The sequence below is a fragment of the Kutzneria sp. 744 genome (genome assembly GCF_000568255.1).
Taxonomy (GTDB): Bacteria; Actinomycetota; Actinomycetes; order Mycobacteriales; family Pseudonocardiaceae; genus Kutzneria.
The window spans coordinates 3,091,815-3,110,534 of record NZ_KK037166.1 but is presented as its reverse complement, the minus strand read 5'-3'; the positions used below and the strand labels follow the sequence as shown (position 1 = coordinate 3,110,534).

Annotated in this window: 18 protein-coding genes; 13 read left to right on the top strand and 5 right to left on the bottom strand. The window is 69.9% G+C overall.

The genetic code is table 11. The annotated features are described in order from the left end of the window. The 3 genes from KUTG_RS13830 (at position 1) to KUTG_RS13820 (ending at position 2,952) form a co-directional block, all read left to right on the top strand. Complete coding sequence (locus KUTG_RS13830) at positions 1-321, top strand: ArsR/SmtB family transcription factor (protein ID WP_043717213.1); 321 nt, start codon at positions 1-3, stop codon at positions 319-321. After that, entirely contained in the window at positions 318-776 is a 459-nt protein-coding gene (locus KUTG_RS13825) for an SRPBCC family protein (protein WP_043717212.1), read from the top strand. The genes KUTG_RS13830 and KUTG_RS13825 overlap by 4 nt, the downstream gene beginning before the upstream one ends. Positions 777-882: 106 nt before the next feature. After that, positions 883-2,952 (top strand): S9 family peptidase, encoded by a 2,070-nt coding sequence (locus tag KUTG_RS13820; RefSeq protein ID WP_043717211.1) that lies wholly within the window; start codon positions 883-885, stop codon positions 2,950-2,952. A gap of 349 nt (positions 2,953-3,301) precedes the next feature. On the opposite strand, the gene KUTG_RS13815 is transcribed toward KUTG_RS13820, so the two are convergent. Then, the gene (locus KUTG_RS13815) at positions 3,302-4,093 is read right to left on the bottom strand and encodes an SDR family oxidoreductase (RefSeq protein WP_043729269.1); all 792 of its coding nucleotides are present in this window, start codon (positions 4,091-4,093) and stop codon (positions 3,302-3,304) included. A gap of 177 nt (positions 4,094-4,270) precedes the next feature. Here KUTG_RS13815 and KUTG_RS13810 point away from each other — a divergent pair, with 177 nt between their 5' ends. The 4 genes from KUTG_RS13810 to KUTG_RS13795 all read left to right on the top strand — a co-directional run bounded on the left by KUTG_RS13810 (position 4,271) and on the right by KUTG_RS13795 (position 7,270). Next, entirely contained in the window at positions 4,271-4,939 is a 669-nt protein-coding gene (locus KUTG_RS13810) for an SDR family oxidoreductase (RefSeq protein ID WP_232240792.1), read from the top strand. A 79-nt stretch (positions 4,940-5,018) separates the two neighbouring features. Next, entirely contained in the window at positions 5,019-5,969 is a 951-nt protein-coding gene (locus KUTG_RS13805) for an LLM class F420-dependent oxidoreductase (RefSeq protein WP_043729268.1), read from the top strand. A 13-nt stretch (positions 5,970-5,982) separates the two neighbouring features. Next, on the top strand, positions 5,983-6,582 hold the full coding sequence (locus tag KUTG_RS13800) for a TetR/AcrR family transcriptional regulator (RefSeq protein ID WP_043717209.1): 600 nt from the start codon (positions 5,983-5,985) through the stop codon (positions 6,580-6,582). 52 nt (positions 6,583-6,634) lie between these two features. Then, positions 6,635-7,270, top strand: coding sequence for a response regulator transcription factor (locus KUTG_RS13795; protein ID WP_043717208.1), 636 nt, complete (start codon positions 6,635-6,637; stop codon positions 7,268-7,270). Here the strand turns inward: KUTG_RS13795 and KUTG_RS56280 are convergent. Beyond that, positions 7,186-7,680 carry an alpha/beta hydrolase gene (locus KUTG_RS56280; protein ID WP_157495554.1) on the bottom strand — a complete coding sequence of 165 codons (495 nt, stop codon included), beginning with the start codon at positions 7,678-7,680 and terminating at the stop codon, positions 7,186-7,188. The two genes, KUTG_RS13795 and KUTG_RS56280, sit on opposite strands and share 85 nt — an antisense overlap. On the opposite strand from KUTG_RS56280, the gene KUTG_RS61195 reads away from it, so the two are divergent. Next, positions 7,652-7,834 (top strand): hypothetical protein, encoded by a 183-nt coding sequence (locus tag KUTG_RS61195; protein ID WP_043717207.1) that lies wholly within the window; start codon positions 7,652-7,654, stop codon positions 7,832-7,834. The two genes, KUTG_RS56280 and KUTG_RS61195, sit on opposite strands and share 29 nt — an antisense overlap. Positions 7,835-7,972: 138 nt before the next feature. On the opposite strand, the gene KUTG_RS13785 is transcribed toward KUTG_RS61195, so the two are convergent. From KUTG_RS13785 to KUTG_RS13775, 3 genes are all read right to left on the bottom strand, one after another. Then, positions 7,973-8,587, bottom strand: coding sequence for an alpha/beta fold hydrolase (locus tag KUTG_RS13785; RefSeq protein WP_043717206.1), 615 nt, complete (start codon positions 8,585-8,587; stop codon positions 7,973-7,975). A gap of 171 nt (positions 8,588-8,758) precedes the next feature. Next, positions 8,759-10,261 (bottom strand): alpha/beta hydrolase, encoded by a 1,503-nt coding sequence (locus KUTG_RS13780; protein WP_043717205.1) that lies wholly within the window; start codon positions 10,259-10,261, stop codon positions 8,759-8,761. Positions 10,262-10,374: 113 nt separating this feature from the next. Continuing rightward, positions 10,375-12,825, bottom strand: coding sequence for a GcvT family protein (locus KUTG_RS13775; protein WP_043717203.1), 2,451 nt, complete (start codon positions 12,823-12,825; stop codon positions 10,375-10,377). A 91-nt stretch (positions 12,826-12,916) separates the two neighbouring features. On the opposite strand from KUTG_RS13775, the gene KUTG_RS13770 reads away from it, so the two are divergent. The 5 genes from KUTG_RS13770 (at position 12,917) to KUTG_RS13750 (ending at position 18,674) form a co-directional block, all read left to right on the top strand. Beyond that, positions 12,917-13,840 carry a phosphotransferase gene (locus KUTG_RS13770; RefSeq protein WP_052394454.1) on the top strand — a complete coding sequence of 308 codons (924 nt, stop codon included), beginning with the start codon at positions 12,917-12,919 and terminating at the stop codon, positions 13,838-13,840. A gap of 2 nt (positions 13,841-13,842) precedes the next feature. Continuing rightward, entirely contained in the window at positions 13,843-15,357 is a 1,515-nt protein-coding gene (locus KUTG_RS13765) for an amino acid permease (protein WP_043717201.1), read from the top strand. A gap of 68 nt (positions 15,358-15,425) precedes the next feature. Continuing rightward, the gene (locus KUTG_RS13760; RefSeq protein WP_198047152.1) at positions 15,426-15,872 is read left to right on the top strand and encodes an RDD family protein; all 447 of its coding nucleotides are present in this window, start codon (positions 15,426-15,428) and stop codon (positions 15,870-15,872) included. A gap of 336 nt (positions 15,873-16,208) precedes the next feature. Beyond that, positions 16,209-17,156 (top strand): hypothetical protein, encoded by a 948-nt coding sequence (locus KUTG_RS13755; protein WP_052394452.1) that lies wholly within the window; start codon positions 16,209-16,211, stop codon positions 17,154-17,156. A 192-nt stretch (positions 17,157-17,348) separates the two neighbouring features. Continuing rightward, entirely contained in the window at positions 17,349-18,674 is a 1,326-nt protein-coding gene (locus KUTG_RS13750) for a glycoside hydrolase family 27 protein (RefSeq protein ID WP_232240791.1), read from the top strand. The last annotated feature ends 46 nt before the right edge of the window (positions 18,675-18,720 follow it).

Genomic DNA, 18,720 nt, shown 5'->3' with positions numbered 1-18,720 from the left:
GTGGCGACTTACCGAACCGACGGCCTCGGCGCGCTGGGCGACCCCATGCGCCGGGCCGTCTTCGAGCTGGTCGCCACCGGGCCGAAGGCCGTCGGCGAGCTCGCCCGCGAGCTGCCGATCAGCCGTCCGGCCGTGTCCCAACACCTCAAGGTGCTCAAGGAGGCCGGGCTGGTGATCGACGACGCCGTCGGCACCAGGCGCCTCTACCGGGTCGACCCGAGCGGGGTCGCGGGCCTGCGGGCCTACCTGGACCTGGTGTGGGACCGCGCACTGGCCGCCTACGCGGCCGCCGTCGAGAACACACCCGAGGAGCCGTCATGAGCGTCGTCAAGACCGTCACCGTCAGAGCTGGTCAGCAGCACGCCTTCAAGGTCTTCACGGCCGGGTTCGCCACCTGGTGGCCGTCCTCGCACCACATCGGCAAGGCCGACATGGCCGAGGCGATCATGGAACAGCGGCAGGGCGGCCGCTGGTACGAGCGCGGTGTGGACGGCCGCGAGTGCGACTGGGGCACGGTGCTGGTCTACGACCCGCCCAACCGCGTGGTGGTCAGCTGGCACCTCAACGGCGAGTGGGCGTACGACCCGGACCCGGCCAAGGCCAGCGAGGTCGAGATCCGCTTCGTCGCCGAAGGCCCGGACGTGACCCGCGTCGAGCTGGAGCACCGGCACTTCGAGCGGCACGGCGGCAACTGGCAGGCCGTGGCCAGCGGCGTGGACAACGAGAACGGCTGGGCCGGCATCCTGCGGGGCTACGCCGATATCGCAGCGGCGTGACCTGGGCGGGGACGGATAGGGTCGCTGCTGTGAGCGAGCTTGCGAGTGAACCATTCAAGACAGGGACCTGGGTCGCAGACCTGCCGAGCGCTAGCGGGGTGGGCCTGTGACTGCTGAGCTGTCCTTCCCCCGCCAGCAAGCCCGCACCCAGCGCTTCTCGCTCGGTGTGCCCAGGGCGTTCACCGTCGCACCGGACGGATCCCGGGTGCTGTTCCTGCGCTCCGCGTCGGGCACCGACCGTCGCACCGGCCTGTGGAGCCTGGACGTCGAGAGCGGGCGGGAGACCCCGCTGTTCGACCCCTTCTCCGACAGCGAGGACCTCTCGCCGGAGGAGCGGGCGCGCCGTGAGCGCAGCCGGGAGTCGGCCGCCGGTGTGGTCGGGTACGCCACCGACTCGGCGTTGACCGTGGCGGCGTTCGCGCTGTCCGGCAAGGTGCACGTGACCGACCTGGCCACCGGCGCGACCGCTGAGCTGGCCACGCCCGGCCCGGTGATCGACCCGAGGCCCGACCCGACCGGCCGGCACGTGGCGTACGCCGTGGTGGCCGGCGAGCTGCGGGTGGTCGGCGTGGACGGCTCGGGCGACCGGGGCCTGGCCGTGCCCGACGGGGACGAGGTGACGTGGGGCGTCGCCGAGTTCATCGCCGCCGAGGAGATGGACCGGTTCCGGGGCTACTGGTGGGCGCCGGACGGGGAGCGGCTGCTGGCCGCGCGCGTCGACAACAAACCGGTGCAGCGCTGGCACATCGCCGACCCGGCCAACCCCGGCACGGTGCCGGCGGAGATCGCCTACCCGGCCGCCGGCACGGCCAACGCCGACGTCAGCCTCGCCGTGCTGGGCCTCGACGGCTCGCGCGTGGACGTGCAGTGGGACCGCGTGGCCTTCCCGTACCTGGCGACCGCGCACTGGTCCGCCGGCGGGGCGCCGCTGCTGCTCGTGCAGTCCCGTGACCAGCGCACGCAGCGGGTGCTGGCGTTGGATCCGGCCACCGGCGCGACGTCCGTGCTGCACGAGGACAGCGACCCGCAGTGGGTCGACATCATGCCCGGCGTGCCGGCGTGGACCAAGGACGGCCGGCTGGTCCGGATCGCCGCCATCGACGGCGCCTGGCGCCTGGTCGTCGGCGACGACGTGCTGACCGACGGCTCATTGCAAGTACGCTCCGTGACTTCAGTGACGACCGAAGACATCCTGGTCCGGGCATCCGAGGGCGATCCCACGCAGATCCACACCTACCGCGTGCGCAAGGACGGCGTCGAGCGGCTGTCCGTCGGCGACGGCGTGCACGCCATCGCCCGCAACGGCGACGTCACCGTGCGGCTGAGCACCGGTCTCGGCTTCTTCGGCACTGTGGCCGAGGTCTTCCGTGGCTCCACTCGTGTCGGTGGCATCGAGTCGCTGGCCGAGACGCCGTCCATCACGCCCAACGTCCAGCTGCTGGAGCTGGGGGAGCGGGGCCTTCGCGGCGCCCTGCTGCTGCCCACCGGCTACGTCGACGGCCCGCTGCCCGTGCTGCTCGACCCTTACGGCGGGCCCCATGCCCAGCGCGTCGTGCAGACCCGGAACGCCTTCACCGCCTCGCAGTGGTTGGCCGACCAGGGCTTCGCCGTCCTCGTCGTCGACGGTCGCGGCACTCCCGGCCGGGGTCCCGGGTGGGAGCGGGCCATCCACCTCGACTTCGCCGGCGCCACCCTCGACGACCAGGTCGACGCCCTCCACGCCGCCGCCGCGCAGTTCCCGTTCCTGGACCTCTCCCGCGTCGCCATCCGGGGTTGGTCCTACGGCGGCTACCTGTCCGCCCTGGCCGTGCTCCGCCGCCCGGACGTCTTCCGGGCCGGCATCGCCGGCGCCCCCGTCACCGACTGGCGGCTCTACGACACCCACTACACCGAGCGCTACCTCGGGAACCCGGTTGAGCGGCCCGAGGTCTACGACGCCAACTCCCTCATCGAGGACGCCCCCAAGCTCAGCCAGGACCTCATGATCATCCACGGCCTGGCCGACGACAACGTGGTCGCCGCCCACACCCTCCGGTTGAGCTCGGCGTTGTTGGCCGCCGGACGCCCCCACACCGTGCTGCCTCTCTCCGGCGTCACCCACATGACCCCGCAGGAACAGGTCGCGGAGAACCTCCTCCTGCTCCAGGTCGACTTCCTGAAGCGGTCGTTGCGCTGAGGCACCTTCGAACTGCCACATGCGCTTCCTACTTGCGTCCAGGCGTCAAGTAGGAAGCGCATGTGGCAGATACAGGTGGCCCGCACGGGCTGGATCCCGGGGCACCGCACGCCGTCGGTCTCGAGCTTGTAGTCATTCCTCAGGACCGACTCGACGCCGTTCTCGACCTTGCTGGTGTCGAAGACCTTCGACAACGACTGCGTGCTGCCGATCGGCGGTAGCAGCGGTGCTGGCGAGCTCCGCGTTACCGGTACGAAGTCGATCTGCCCGAAACCGTATCTCGGTGTGCCGGAGAGCGGGACTCGCGGGGGTTTGGTGGTGTCGGCGAGTCCCGGTCTCGGGCAGGTAGCTAGCGGGGGAGTTGGGCGGTGGCGCGGCGCATGCCGGAGAGCCAGCGGTCGATGTCGGAGGCCTTGCGCTGGAGGAAGGTGGCGACCTCGGGGTGGGGGAGGATGTGGAACTGCTCCGCCGCCAGGCCCTCCACGACGATGTCGGCGACGGCGGCGGGTTCGAGGATGTCGCCGAAGGCGGCGACGGCCAGGGCGGCGGTCTCGCCCTGCTCGATGCCGGGCATGAGCATGTCGGTCCGCACGCCCATGGGGCACAGGACGCTGACGCCGATGCCCTGGTCGCCGTAGGTGGCGGAGAGCCATTCGGCGAAGGCGACGGCGGCGTGCTTGGACACGTTGTACGGGGCGTCGCCGGGGGACATCAGCAGGCCGGCGGCCGACGCGGTGTTGAGGAAGTAGCCGCGGCCGCGGGAAAGCATTGACGGCAGGGCGGCGTTGGCCGCGTGCACGTGGGCCATGAGGTTGACGTTGAGGTTCGTCGCCCAGTCGGCGGGGGAGGCGTCCATGCCCCGGCCGAAGGCCACGCCGGCGTTGGAGCAGAACAGGTCGACGGGCCCGAAGTGGGACTCGGCGGCGGCGACCAAGGCGGCGACCTGGGCGGCGTCGGTGACGTCGGCGGCGACCGCGACGGCCTTGCCCCCGAGCTCGGCGGCGACGGCCGCGGCGGAGTCCCCGTCCACGTCGGAGACGACGATGCCGGCGGCCCCCTCGGCGGCGAATCGGCGGGCCAGGGCCGCCCCGATCCCCCGACCGGCCCCGGTCACCACGACCACGCTGTCGCGCACCTGCATGCCGAAGACCTCCTCGTAGCTCCTGCGTACCGACTGGTCGGTATTGTACCGTGGGGGCCACCCGACCACAGGAGCGACGAAGATGTCAGGTCTGACCGGCAAGACCGCGCTGATCACCGGCGCGTCCCGCGGCATCGCAAGGCGATCGCCTTCGCGCTGGCCGCCCAGGGCGCGAACGTGGTGCTCTCCTCACGCAAGCAGGAGGCCCTCGACCAGGTCGCCGAGGAGCTGCGCGCGGCCCGGCCGGGGGCCAAGGTGCTGGCCAAGGCGGCCCACGTCGGCGAGCCGGAGCAGGCCCAGGCCTGTGTCGCGGCGGCGGTCGAGGAGTTCGGCAGCATCGACGTCCTGGTCAACAACGCCGGCACGAACCCGTACTACGGCCCGCTGGTCGACCTGGACGTGCCCCGCGCGGACAAGACCGTGCAGGTCAACCAGATGTCGGTGGTGCTGTGGACGGGCCTGGTGTGGAAGGCCTCGATGTCGGCCACCGGCGGCTCGGTCATCAACATCGCCTCGATCGGCGGCCTGGCCCCGGAGATCGGCATCGGCTACTACAACGCCACCAAGGCGGCGGTGATCCACCTGACCCGCCAGTTCGCCATGGAGCTGGCCCCCACCACCCGGGTGAACGCGATCGCCCCCGGCGTGGTGCGCACGCACCTGGCTCGCGGCCTGTGGGAGAACAACGAGGAGCAGCTGAACAAGGCGCTGCCGCTCGGCCGCATCGGCGAGCCGGAGGACATCGCCAAGGCGGCCGTCTTCCTGGCCGGCGACGACTCGTCCTGGATGACCGGCCAGACGCTGGTCATCGACGGCGGCGCCACGATTCGTCCGATGGTGGTCTGAGCATGACCGAGCTTGCGAGCGAATCATTCAACGCAGTGCACGCGCGAACGCGCACGCCGAGCGCTAGCGAGGTGTGGAAGTGAGTCGTTGGGGTATCACGCTTCCGCTGGCCGGCATTCCGCTGCCGAAGCAGCGCGACCTGGTCAAGTCCCTGCCCGACCTGGGCTACACCGACGTGTGGTCGGCCGAGACGGCCGGCACGGACGCCTTCACGCCGCTGGCGCTGGCCGCGGAGTGGGCGCCCTCGCTGCGTCTGGGCACGGCCATCGCCCCGGTCTACACCCGCGGCCCCGGCCTGCTGGCGATGCAGGCGGCGACCATCGCCGAGCTCGCGCCGGGACGGTTCGCGCTGGGCATCGGGTCGAGCTCGCCGGTGATCGTGCAGGGCTGGAACGCCCGTGAGTTCACGGAGCCGTTCGCCAACGTCCGCGACACGCTGCGGTTCCTGCAGAAGGCGCTGGCCGGCGAGAAGGTGGACGGCGACTTCGGCTCGTTCAAGGTGAGCCGGTTCAAGCTGGAGCGGGTCCCCGAGCAGGCCCCGCAGATCATGCTGGCGGCGCTGCGCCCGGGCATGCTGCGGCTGGCCGCCAAGGAGGCCGACGGCGCGATCACCAACTGGCTGGCCCCGACCGACGTGCCGCAGGTGCGCGCGGAACTGGGCACGGGCAAGGAGTTGGTGGCCCGGGTCTTCGTCTGTCCGACGGAAGATGTTGCGGCGGCAAGGGCTTTGGGTCGGATGCTGATCAGCAGCTACCTGACGGTGCCGGCCTACGCGGCGTTCCACGACTGGCTGGGCCGTGGCGAGGACCTGGCCGAGATGCACCGGCTGTGGGCGGCCGGCGACCGCAAGGGCGCCAATGCGGCCATCCCGGACCACGTGGTGGACGACCTGGTCGTGCATGGCAGCCTTGACCGCTGTCGCGAGCGGGTGCAGGAGTACGTGGAGAACGGCCTGGACACGCCCGCGATCATGGTTCTGCCCACGGGAGCGGACCAGTTCGACGTCGTCAGGGCCCTGGGCCGGAAGTAGCTAAGGAGCGGGCGTGACCAAGGCATCGCAGGGGCGCGGCGAGCTGACCCCGATGGAGAGCCGCATCCTGCGCGCGGCGGTGAAGCTGTTCGCGGAGAAGGGCTTCGACGCCACCACCGTGCAGGAGGTGGTGACCTACGCCGAGGTGACCAAGGGCGCGCTCTACCACTATTTCGACTCCAAGGACGACCTGCTCTACGAGATCTACCACTCGCTGATCGGCCTGCAGACCGCCGAGCTGGACCGGATCATCGCCGAGGGCAACGGGGCGGTGCAGACCGTCCGGGCGATCATGGTCAACCTGGTCGTCACCACCGCGGACCGCATCGACGAGACGGCGGTGTTCGTCCGGGAGATGCACAAGCTGGACTCCGAGCGGATGGCCGCCTTCCGGGCCGACCGCCGCCGGTACCAGCGCACGTTCCGTGACGTCATCGCCAAGGCGCAGGCGTCGGGGGAGTTCAGCTCGGTGACGCCGGCCGACACGGCCGTCCTGATCGCGCTGGGCGTGGTGAACCAATTGCCCACCTGGTATCGGCCGGACGGCCCCAAGTCCCCTGAGCAACTGGGTGCCGAGATCGCCGATTTCGTGCTGGCGGCGCTGGCGAACTAGAACCGACACCGAAATCCGGGCGAGTTCGGGGTGGGCATACCATCATTTGCCCATGACGGCTTTGGACACCCCGATCGTCCGTGTCGTGGTCGCGGAGGACCGCGTCCCGGTCAGATCCGGCCTGGACGCCGCGCTCGGGCACTTACCCGGCGTCGCCGTGGTCGGCACGGCGACGCACCACGCCCAGGTACCTCCGCTGCTCGACCGGCACCGACCGGAAGTGCTGCTGCTCGGCCTGTCGCTGCCCGGCGGCGACGCGGTCGAGCTGACGCGCGCGGTCCGCGCCGAGCACCCCACGACCGTGGTGATCGTGATCGCGGTGCTGCCCGCGACCAACGACCAGGTGCTGCCGGCGCTGCAGGCCGGCGCGGCCGGCTGGCTGCCGCCGACGGCCGACCGCGACACGGTGATCCGCGCCCTGCGGGCCGTGGTGGCCGGCGTGAATCCGGCCCCGCGTCGCCCGATCGGGCGAGATCACCGCGGCGAGCTGACGGCCCGCGAGGCCGACGTGCTCAGACTGGTCGCCGCCGGCCTGACCAACGCGGAGATCGCCCGCCGGCTCGCCGTCAGCGAGGCGACCGTGAAGACGCACCTCAACCACGCCTACACCAAGGTCGGCCTGCAGAACCGGGCCGAGGCCGTCGAGTACGCGAAACGCCACGGACTGGGGCCGACCGAAGCCGAGTGAGCGGCATGGGTGAACTTACCCATGCCGGATGGGCAATCCCGGGTCTGTCGGCGTTGCCGCGCGCCCCGTGATACTTCTGGCGTGGGGAGATCGACCTTGGGGAGGGGAATCCTGTGCAGGCGCCCGAATTCGGCATCGTCGCATGACGCGGAGGGGCTCCCGTCCACAGCGGGAGCCCCTCGCCTCATCGGTTGCGAGCCGGCGGGCGACACCGCGGGGCAGTGCGTGTACTTCGCGGGCAGGGCCAGGGAAATCAGGTAGTCGTCGACCGCGTCGTCCACGCACGAGCTCTTGAAGTACTGGCCGTGGCCCCACCCGTCATAGGTGAGCAGGGTCGCGGTCGGCAGCTGACCGGCCACATCGGTCTGCCACACGTACGGCGTGGCCGGGTCGTGCAACGCGCCGACCATCAGCAGCGGCGGCGCGCCGTGCACCTGGAGCTGCTGGGCGATCCCGGCCCAGTCCGGCCCGTACGGTGGCCGACCGGGGAGCTCGGACAGGAAGTCCGGGGTGATCTTCGCGCCGGCGCTGTCGACGAGCGTGCCGGCCTGGGCCCTGGTGTAGAGCCGGTTGAACAGGGCGTTGACGTCCTGGCCGTGCGCTGGCCTGCGCTTCCGTGCCCAGGAACGACGTGACGTCCAGGTTGTGGTCCATGTTGCTGTCCAACGCCAGGGTGCGGATCCGCTGCGGATACATCTCGGCTTACTGCTGGCCGATCAGCGTGCCGTAGGAGACGCCGTAGTAGGTCAGCTTGTCCTCGCCCAACGCGCCCCGGATCGCCTCCAGGTCCTTGGCCACGCTCAGATCGTCGATATGGTCGAACAGCGGCCCGCTGCGCTGTCGGCAGTCGGCGACCAGCTTCCTGTTGTACGACACGGCATCCGCGTAACCCTGCGGCGTCGAGGGATCGGAGGTGGGCAGGGCGTCGACCAGCGTCGGATCGCGGGTGATGGGCTGGCTCCGGCCGGTGCCGCGCGGATCGAAGCCGACGGTGTCGAACCGGTCGTGGATCTGCGGGGTGAAGAAGTCCTTGTGCAGCAACCAGTCCGTGCCCGAGTTGCCGGGCCCGCCGGGATCGAACACCAGCGAGCCGAGGCGCTCGCTCGGCACGCGGGCCCTCCTGCGGGCCAGGGCCAAGGTGTACGTGCCGGCGCCGGGATCGGCCCAGTCGATCGGCAGCACCAGCGATCCGCAGTCCACGGTCGCGTCCTCGGCGCACGGCGTCCAGGTGATCGCACGCACCGGCGCCGCCGCCACGGGCGTGGCCAGCGACAGCGCGGTGGCGGCCGCGAGCGCCAGGGTGATCGTCGTTCTCACAGGAGTGGTCCCCTCCGTACGGGTGGACTTCCACGCTCGTCACGGAGGGGACCACGATTCAAGACCGGCGGCCGTTCCTGCCTCGGCACGGCCGCCGGATCCGATCCGAACGGCCGGCCGGAACCGGACTGATCAGCACCTACCTGGCCAGTAACGGTCCACCTGAGACAGTCAGAAGCCGGTGGCCGGCAGGGGCGAGCGCTGGCCGGCGAAGCCGGTGGTGTTCGGCGGCACGGCCGGGCAGTGCGTGCCCTTGGGCGGCAGCTTGCCCGAGATCAGGTACTGGTCGGTGGCGTCGACCACGCACGGGCTCTTGAAGTACTGGCCGTGGCCCCAGCCGTCATAGGTCAGCAGCGTGGAGTTGTGGATCTGGCTGGCCGCGCCGACCGACCACGCGTACGGCGTCGCCGGGTCGTGCTTGCCGCCGATGATCAGCAGCGGCGGCGTGCCGTGGATCTGGTATTGGTGCTGAGGATTGGCCACCTTGTCGACGCCGAGACACCCGGTCATCGCGCCCCAGCCGATGCCGGACAGGCGCAGCGTCGGCGCGACGGCGTTGCTGATGCGCCGCTGGACCGCCACCGAGGCGGCGTTGGGCAGGTCGAACTTCCAGTCCGCGCAGAAGGCGAACGGGAAGTACACATACACCTGGGTGTCGGCCTTGGGGCCGAACGCGGTGGTGCCGTCGGCCAGCGCCTTGAGGTCCTGGGCCAGGTACTTCCAGTCCGGCCCGTACAGGTAGCCGACGGGCAGTCCGGACAGCTCGTCGGGGGTCATCGGCTTCTGGGTGTTGGGATCGATCAGCTTGCCGGCCTGCGCCTTGGCGTAGAGCTGGTTGAACAGCAGGTTGACATCCTGCCCGTGCAACGCGCACGTGGTGTCGCGGTCGCACCACTTCACGAATTCCTGGAAGGCGTCCTCGTCGGTCTGCGCCTCGGTGACGGTGAAGCCGGTGGTGCGCTGGCTGTGGTCCATGTTGCTGTCCAGGGCCAGTGCGCGCACGTGGTCGGGGAACAGTTCGGCGTACTGCTGTCCCATCAGCGTGCCGTAGGAGACGCCGTAGTAGGTCAGCTTCTTCTCGCCGAGCGCGGCCCGGATCGCGTCGATGTCCTTGACCACGCTGATGTCGTCCACGTGGTCGATCAGCGGCCCGCTGAGCTTGCGGCAGTCGTCCATGAGGGTCTTGCGGAACGCGACCGCGGCGGCGAATCCCCTGGGCGTGTCCGGCGGATCGGTCGGCGCCTGGTCGAGCACGTCGCTGTCGCACTTGATGGCATTGGCCGGGTTGACTCCGCGCGGGTCGAAACCGATGATGTCGAACCGGCTCATCAGCTCCGGCGAGAACATGGTCGGGTTGTACAGCAGCGACAGCACACCCGAGCCGCCCGGGCCGCCCGGGTCGAACACCAGGGACCCGATGCGCTTGGCCGGATCGGTGGCCTTGCGGCGGGCCAGGGCCAGCGTGAACGTGCCGTCCTTCGGGTTGTCCCAGTTGATCGGGAGGACCAGTTGGCCGCAGTCGACGGTCGTGTCCTGGGCACAGGGCGCCCAGGTGATCGTCCGGCTCGGCTGATCCGGCGCCGCGGTCGCGGGCCCTGCTGTTGAGAGCCCTGTCGTCGTGATGGCGGCGAGCGCCACCACCGGCAGCGCCAGCGCTGCTCGTAATGTCTTCACTTGGTGTCCCCTCAGTAACGTGGCTCACACCCACAGATACCAGGAGAACCAGGCCAGTCAAGGAATTCGGGGGTTAACCCCCACAAATCCCTTGACTGTTAACGCTTTCCGCGTCACGCCTTGATACGCGCGCCCTTGGGGTCGAACAGCGGATCCCTTGCCACCACGCCATTGACCCATTCGCCGAACAACTCCACCGAAAGGTCCGCGCCGATCGGGGTGTCCGCCGGCAGATAGGCGAACGCGATGGGCTTGTCCACGGTGTAACCGAATCCGCCGGTCGTCACACGGCCGACCACCTCGCCGCCGATGCGCACCGGCTCGCCGCCCAACGGAACCATGTGCTGCTCGTCGAGCGTCAGGCAGCGCAGACGGCGGGTGATGCCCTGCTCCTTGGCCCGCAGCAGGGCGTCCCGGCCAAGGAACGGCCTGTCCTTCTTGACGCAGAAGCCCAGCCCGGCCTCGTAAGGATTGTGGTCGGGGGTGAGGTCGGAACCCCAGAGCCGGTAACCCTTCTCCAGCCGCATGCTGTCGATCGCCTTGTAACCGCCGGCGATCAGCCCGAAGTCCTGCCCGTACTCCCACAGCGCCGCCCACAGCGCGGCGCCGTACTCGGCCGAGGCGTAGAGCTCCCAGCCCAGCTCGCCCACGAAGGTCACGCGCTGCGCGGTCAGCGGCACGTCGCCGACGGTGATCTGCTGGGCCGTCATGTACGGGAACGACTCGTTGTCGAGGCCGGCCGGTGTCAGCTGGGCCAGGATCTTGCGCGCATTCGGCCCCCACAGGGCGAAACACGTGTACTGCCCGGTGACGTCGGTGATCCGCACCGAGCCGTCGTCCGGGGCGTGCTGGCGCAGCCAGGCCAGGTCCCGCGAGCCGTAGGCGGTGCCGGTGACGATCCGGAAGAGGTCTTCCTCCAGCCGGGCCACCGTGAAGTCGCACTCGATGCCGCCGCGCGTGTTCAGCGCCTGGGTGTAGGTGACGCTGCCGACCTCGCGGTCGACATCGTTGGCGCACAACCAACTCAGCAGCTTCGCCGCGCCCGGCCCGGACACCTCGATCTTGGCGAACGAGGACTCGTCGAACAGGCCCGCGGCGGCGCGGGTGCCCCGGTGCTCGGCGACGACGGCCGGCGACCAGCCCATGCCGGCCCAGCCCCGCGGCTGCATGAAGTCGTCGCCGCCGTACATGTTGTTCTGGTAGTAGTCGACCCGCTCCCAGCCGGACTTCTCGCTGAAATGGGCCTGCTGCTGGGAATGCCAGGCGTACACCGGCGACACCCGCAGCGGCCGGCCGGCGCTGCGCTGCCGGTGCGGGAAGGGGATGTCGTAGTACGTCTCGTAGTTCTCGGTGACCCGGGCCAGCGTGTACGAGGGCGACCGGTACTGCCGGCCGAACCGTCGAACGTCCATGTGGGACACGTCGAGCTGGGCCTCGCCGGCCACGATCCACTCGGCCATCACCTTGCCGATGCCGCCGGCGCCGGCGATGCCGTGCGCGCAGAACCCGGCGGCCACGAAGAAGCCGGCCACCTCGGTCTCGCCGAGGCAGAACTCGTTGTCCGGGGTGAAGGCCTCCGGCCCGTTGATCAGCTTGCGGATGCCCAGGTCGGCCATCACCGGCACGCGCATCGCGGCGTTCTCGCTGATCTCGGCGAACCGCTCCCAGTCGGCGGCGAGCAGCTTTCCGTTGAAGTCCTGGGGGATTCGGTCCAGGCCGGTGTCATCGAGCGACCACGCCCGTGAGTCACGCTCGTAGCCGCCCATCAGCAGGCCGTCGACCTCCTCGCGCCAGTACACGAGGTTGTCCGGGTCGCGCAGCGTCGGCAGGTGCGTACCGTCCCGCTCGCGCACCGGCTCCGTGACCACGTACTGGTGGGACATCGGGATGATCGGGATCCGCACGCCGACCAGCCGGCCGATTTCCGCCGCGTACATGCCGCCGCAGTTGACGACGATCTCCGCCTCGACGTCGCCCTTGTCGGTGCGGACCCTGGTCACCCGGCCGCGCTCGACGTCGATGCCGGTCACTCGGGTGTGCTGGTGGATGCGCACGCCGCCGGCGCGGGCCCCGGCGGCCAGCGAGTACGCCAGCTGTGAGGGGTCCACGTAGCCGTCGGTCGGCAGGTACGAGCCGCCCAGCACGCCCTTGGTGTCCATGAGCGGGAACAGCTCGCGGGCCTGCTCGGCGCTGATCTCCTCCAGCGGCACGCCGAACGCCCGGGCCCAGCCGATCTGCCGGCGCACCTCGGCCATCCGGTCCGGCGTGCAGGCCAGCCGGATGCCGCCGCACTGCACCCAGCCGGGCGGATGTTCACCCGTCTGCAACTGCGCGTACAGCTGCGCGGAGTGCTGGTTCATCCTGGTCAGCGTCGGATCGGACCGCAGCTGGCCGACCAGCCCGGCCGAGTGGAAGGTCGAGCCGCTGGTCAGCTCGTCGCGGTCGAGCACGATCACGTCGCGTTCGCCCAGCTGGGCGAGGTGGTACGCGACGCTGGCGCCGCCCACCCCGCCACCGATGATCACGATCCGGGCCCGGTCGGGGAGTGCCCTGTCAGCTGCCACGACGCCCTTGTTACCGCATCGGGTTGACGCTGGCCAGCCGCGGGCCGACACTTGCTGATCACGTTCGTCCGATGGCGGGAGGCGCGGTCAGGTGGTGCTGGACGAGCCCGTGGTGGAATCGATCGTCTCCCAGGTGCCCGAGTTCGCCGGGCCGGTCGAGCTGACCGTGATCAAGGGCGGGCTCAGCCACCGGGTCGTGCGGGTGGACGCCGGCGGGAGACGGTTCGTGCTGCGGGTGCTCGACCCGGCCGTCGCCGAGGCCGGCCTGGGCGTGCCCATGGCCCAGGAGATCGCCAACACCGTGCAGGCGGCCGAGACCGGGGCCGGGCCGAAGGTGCTGCGCGTCCTGCCCGACGAGCACGCCCTGGTGCTGGAGTACGTGGACGGCGTGACGCTGTCGACCGCCGACGTGCCGGCCCATCTGGAGGGGATCGCCGCCGCGTGCCGCCGGCTGCACTCGGGGCGGCCGTTCGGCAACGATTTCGACATCTTCGACAAGCTGGCCGAGTTCCTCGCGCTGTGCGACCGGAACGGGCTGGGGCTGCCCGAGGGCTACGCCGACCAGCTGCCGCTGGTGGCCCGCATCCGGGAGGCGCTGGCCGCCCGGCCGGTGCCGCGCGTGCCGTGCCACAACGACCTGTTGGCCGAGAACTTCATCGCCGACGGCGGCCGCGTGCGCATCGTCGACTACCAGCTGTCCGGCCAGAACGACCCCTGTTTCGAGCTGGGGGACATCGCCGCCGAGGCGCTGCTCGACGTGGACGGCGTGACGCGGCTGGCCGACGCCTACTTCGGTCGGGACCGTTCCCCGGAACTGCTGGCCAGGGTGCGGCTGTACCGGACGATGTCCAACGTGACCTGGACGCTCTGGTTCACGGTCCACAGTGGACTACTTGGCGGCCGGGCCGCCGCCGACTTCGACTACGCGGCCGAGGCGGCCGCGAAGTGGGGGCGGGCGCTGAGCGATCTCGGCGACCCCGGGCTGGGAGCGTTGCTGGACACAGTGCGGAGGTAGCCGTGAGCGAGCAGGTCGAGCACATCGACGACGACGCGACAACACTGGCCCGACTGGGCTACCGGCAGGAGTTGCGCCGGACGTGGAGCGGCTTCTCCAACTTCGCCATCTCCTTCTCCATCATCTCCATCCTGTCCGGCTGCTTCACCACCTTCGGCCAGGCCTGGAACAACGGCGGCCCGGTGGCGATCAGCTGGGGCTGGCCGGTGATCTCGGCCTTCATCCTGATCATCGGGCTGTGCATGTCCGAGCTGGTGTCGGCGTTCCCCACCGCCGGCGGCATCTACTGGTGGGCCTCGAAACTGGGCAAGCCGGTGCACGGCTGGTTCACCGGGTGGCTCAACCTGGTCGGGCTGGTCGCCGTGACCGCATCCGTCGACTACGGCTGCGCCACCTTCATCTCCTTCTTCCTGTCCCTTGTGGACTCCGGGTGGGAGGGCACGCTCAACGAGATCTTCGTCATCTTCGTGATCGTGCTGGTGCTGCACGCGCTGATCAACATCTTCGGCAGCCACCTGGTCGCCATGCTCAACAACGTCTCCGTGTACTGGCACGTGGTCGGCGTCGTGGCCGTGGTGGCGATCCTGGCCTTCGCACCCACCTCGCACCAGAGCTTCGCGTTCGTGTTCACCCAGCGGATCAACAACTCCGGCTTCGCCGACGGCACCTACTGGTTCTACGTGCTGCCGCTGGGTTTTCTGCTCACCCAGTACACGATCACCGGCTTCGACGCCTGCGCGCACATCTCCGAGGAGACCAAGGGCGCCGCGCGCACCGCCGCCCGCGGCATCTGGCAGTCCATTCTGTACTCGGCGATCGGCGGCTGGGTCCTGCTGCTGGCCTTCCTGTTCGCCGCCACCAACGTCGACGAGATCAACAAGCAGGCCGGCTTCGTCGGCTCGATCATCACCACGGCGCTCAACTCCAACCTGGCCATCGTGGTCATCGGCATCTCGGCCATCGGCCAGTTCTTCTGCGGCATGAGCTGCGTGACCAGCACGTCCCGGATGAGCTACGCCTTCAGCCGGGACGGCGCGGTCCCCGGCCACCGGCTGTGGTCCAAGCTGAACGCCAACCGGGTGCCGGTGAACGCCGTGATCGGCTCCTGCGTCGCCGGTCTCGTGCTCACGCTTCCCGCCCTGTACAAGAGCTCCGCCGGCGTGCCCACCGCGTTCTACGCCGTCGTGTCGGTGGCGGTGATCGGGCTGTACCTGGCGTTCCTGATCCCCATCGCCCTGCGGCTGCGGGCCGGCTCCTCGTTCGTGCCCGGGCCGTGGTCGTTGGGCCGCAACTACAAGTGGATGTGCTGGACGGCCATCATCGAGATCGTCATCATCTCGGTGTACTTCATCCTGCCCACTGTTCCGGCCGGCGTGCCCGGCGCCGCCGACTTCAGCTGGACCGCCGTGAACTACGCCCCGCTGGCCGTCGGCGGGCTGGTGCTGCTGATCGCCATCTGGTGGTTCGCCTCGGCCCGCAAGTGGTTCACCGGCCCCAAGCACACCATCGAGATCTGACACCCGTTCGGCCGAGAAGTCCCGGGCAACCGTTCGGGGCTTTTCGGCGTTATCGGTACATGCGACCCATGGCACCCGTGGACACCACCAAGGCCGAGACGGAGCCCGTCGAGGAGATCAGCGAACTGGTCTGCGTTCGCCGTCGGGACGTGCACGAGCAGCAGCGGCACCCGGTCCGGCGGACCGTGGCGTTCCTCGTGGACGCCGGGCTGCACCTGGCCGTCGCCCTGTCCGCCTGGCGCTTGTTCGCCACGGCCGTGCCCGACGCCCACTTCTGGTGGCAGGTCGAGGTGGCCGTCACCGCCTACGCGCTGGTGTCGTGCGCGCACCGGGTGTTCCTGCAGCGGCTGATCGGGGCCACCATCGGCAAGGCGCTGGTGGGGCTGTGCCTGGTCATGCGGGACACCCGGGATCGGCCGGAGTTGATGGACCTGGTCCGGGACTGGTTCATCGGCTGCGCGATGATCATTCTGCTCATGCCGACCTCGCTGGTGATGGGCCTGATGTCGCTCTAGCCGGCGATCGAGGTCAAGGCGTCGAGCGCCTCGACATCGTGCGCAGGGACGCCCGTCGGCGGGCATTGCTGTGGGACCTGGTGAAGGTCTGGCTGTGCTCCTTGGTCGTCACCTTCGGCGCCGTAGTGGACTAGCTGTGAGCCGCGGCTCGAAATTCCGTTGGTGTGCCTGAGGTTCGAGCCCTTCGTCTCCGAGGTCGTGCTGCTTGCCGGGGCGGAGCTGAGCATGTTCACGGTCGGACCTCGCGAGCTACGGCGTGGTGCGGGTCGTCGAGGGCGGGTGGGAACCCAAAGCCGCCTTCGCGGCGTCGGCGCGGCGATACCTATAGTTCGGGGCGTGGACGTTGCCGAGCTGTTGAGCCGGATCGCCGCCGACGGCGACTACAACCCGTTCTCCCTGAAGGACTTCGGGCCCGCGGAGATCGCCGAGGTGCGGGCGGCGTTGTCGTCGTCGGCGCTGCGGGAAGCGGCGTTGGCGGTGCTGGCCACCCTGCGTGAGCCGTTCGACCCCGCCCTGCTGCCGGCCGAGAAGCCGTTGCCGTTCAGCGAATGCGAGTTCTGGTACGCCTTGCCGACCGGCGACCGGGCCGCGGCGCTCGACGCGTTCGGCTTCTCGTCGCCCGTGCCGGTGACCATGCGCATGGGGCGGCTGGCTTGGCGGTTCGAGGGCACCCGGTGGTGGTCGGACCACGGCCGGTGCTCCGTCGTCTACGTGAGCCCCGTGTTGGACGGCTGGACCCTCGTGTTCGGTGAGCCGTCCGTCGACCGCCACGCCGTCGGCACGCTCCCGCCCGGCGAGGACGATCCCTATGGGGTCAAACAAATGGCTGCCGACGAGGCCGCGCGCCGCGCCGTGCGCCGTGAGCGGTGCGCGTCGTTGAGCCGCCGCCTCGGCGCCGCGCACCTGTACCTGAAGAGCTACGGGGACTCCACCACCTCGTGGTTCATCGCCGAGCACGGCGAACTGATCCGTTGGTACGACCTCATGGTGCCCGAGCAGCAGATCGGCCCGCCCCACCCCGGTGAGGCCGGCTTCCGCCTCCCGCACGAACCCGACCCGTGGCCCGAGGACTCCTTCAACGACATCCTGTCGAACCACGTCGGCCGGGAGGCCGCCGTCCGCTTCCATGACCGCTACCGCCGGCTCCAGGCCGAGTACAACGTCCCCGATTCGGGCAACGCCAACGACGTCGCCTCCGCCCTGTCCGTCCTACCGCGCGACCTCGGCCCCGGCACTGAGGTCCAGGGCCTCGGCGTGCTCGCGCGGACCGGTTGCCCGGGCTAGCGGCGCGTCGGCCACACCTGCCCGGAACCGTATTTCGGTGTGCCGCTGAGCGGGACTCGCCGGGGTTCGGAAGCTGCTTCATGGCTGTCCGCGAGCGGGACTCGCGCTGCAAGAGATAGTTGACGGCGGAAATTTAGCGGGGCTACGGTGAGTTTTCCCTGATCAGCGTGGACCGGGAGAAAAGAGACTGCCATGCCCAGTCGTCTCATGGCGGGTGCGGCGGCGTTGGCCGCCGTCGCTCTGCTGCTACCGGGCGCGAGCCCGGCGGATGCCCGGACCGGCTTCGCGATGCCGGGGATGGGGTGGAGCAGCTGGAGCGTGGAGGCCTCGGCCCGGGCCACGTACGGCACGAGCTGGCTGACCGAGTCGCACGTCGAGGGTGCGGCGGACGCGGTGGCGTCGAAGCTGAAGTCGGCGGGGTACCGGTACATCGACATCGACTCCGGCTGGAACGCTGACCTGGCCTTCCACGGCCACACCGACGGCAACGGAATTCCGGACCCCGACCCGACCAGATTCCCCAACGGCATCGCCGGTGTGGCCGGCCACGTCCACGGCGAGGGTCTGCTGCTCGGGCTGTACACCACCGTGGGACTGGACAAGGGCGTCTACGACAAGAACGCGCCCATCCTCGGCACCAGCTGCCACACCCAGGACATCGCCCAGCAGCCCCTGACCGCCACCAATGGCTGGGGCAGCTCGTGGAAGATCAACTACGCCAACTCCTGCGCCCAGGCCTACATCAACTCCATCGCCAGCCGCTTCGCCTCCTGGGGCGTCGACCTGATCAAGGTCGACGGCACGACGACTGACAACGTGGCCGACATCCAGGCCTGGTCCCGGGCCATCGACCAGGCGGGCCGCAGCATCTGGCTCAGCACCAGCGCCTGGCCCGTGCCCCAGTCCATCGAGTCGCAACTTTCCAGCTACACCAACGATGTTCGCATCGACACGGACGTCGAGTGCTACTGCGGAACCTTGTCGACCTGGTCCAGTTCCGTCAGCGTTCGGTGGAACGACCTGCCGAACTGGCTGTCCGGCCTGCAGGCGGGCTACTTCCCGAACCTGGACTCGATGCCCATCTCCAACAACTCGGGCCAGGCCATCCAGGACGGCATCACCAGCACCGAACGCCAGAGCGTGATGACCTTCTGGTCGATGGCCTCGGCGCCCCTGTGGGTCGGCGGCGACGTCTACTTCCTTGACAGCGGGGCGGTTTCCATCCTGACCAACCCGGAAGTGGTTGCGGTGGACCAGGCCTCGCGGTTCCCGACCCGCGTGACCGGAGGCACCCTGCAGAAGTGGCGTAAGCAGATGCCCGACGGGAGCTGGGCGGTGGCCGTGTACAACATGGGCTCCTCGACGGCGAACGTCACCGTGAACTGGAGCGATCTCGGGGTCAGCGGCAGCCATCCGGTGCGGGACCTGGTGTCACGCACGGATCTGGGCTCGTTCAACGGAAGTTGGACCGCGACGGCCGTCCCGTCCCACGGCTCCCGGCTGATCAAGGTGGGGTGACCCCGGCGCAAAGGGGCCTGCCCTGGCGTTGGCAGGCCCCTTCGCT

Bases quoted from the DNA above. Each gene is read 5' to 3' on its own strand.
- KUTG_RS13815 (WP_043729269.1), bottom strand. From the start codon at position 4,093: ATGCAGGTGCGCGACAGCGTGGTCGTGGTGACCGGGGCCGGTCGGGGG.
- KUTG_RS13760 (WP_198047152.1), top strand. From the start codon at position 15,426: ATGGCACCCGTGGACACCACCAAGGCCGAGACGGAGCCCGTCGAGGAG.
- KUTG_RS56280 (WP_157495554.1), bottom strand. From the start codon at position 7,680: ATGGTCGGCGCGTTGCACGACCCGGCCACGCCGTACGTGTGGCAGACC.
- KUTG_RS13795 (WP_043717208.1), top strand. From the start codon at position 6,635: ATGACGGCTTTGGACACCCCGATCGTCCGTGTCGTGGTCGCGGAGGAC.
- KUTG_RS13750 (WP_232240791.1), top strand. From the start codon at position 17,349: ATGCCCAGTCGTCTCATGGCGGGTGCGGCGGCGTTGGCCGCCGTCGCT.
- KUTG_RS13825 (WP_043717212.1), top strand. From the start codon at position 318: ATGAGCGTCGTCAAGACCGTCACCGTCAGAGCTGGTCAGCAGCACGCC.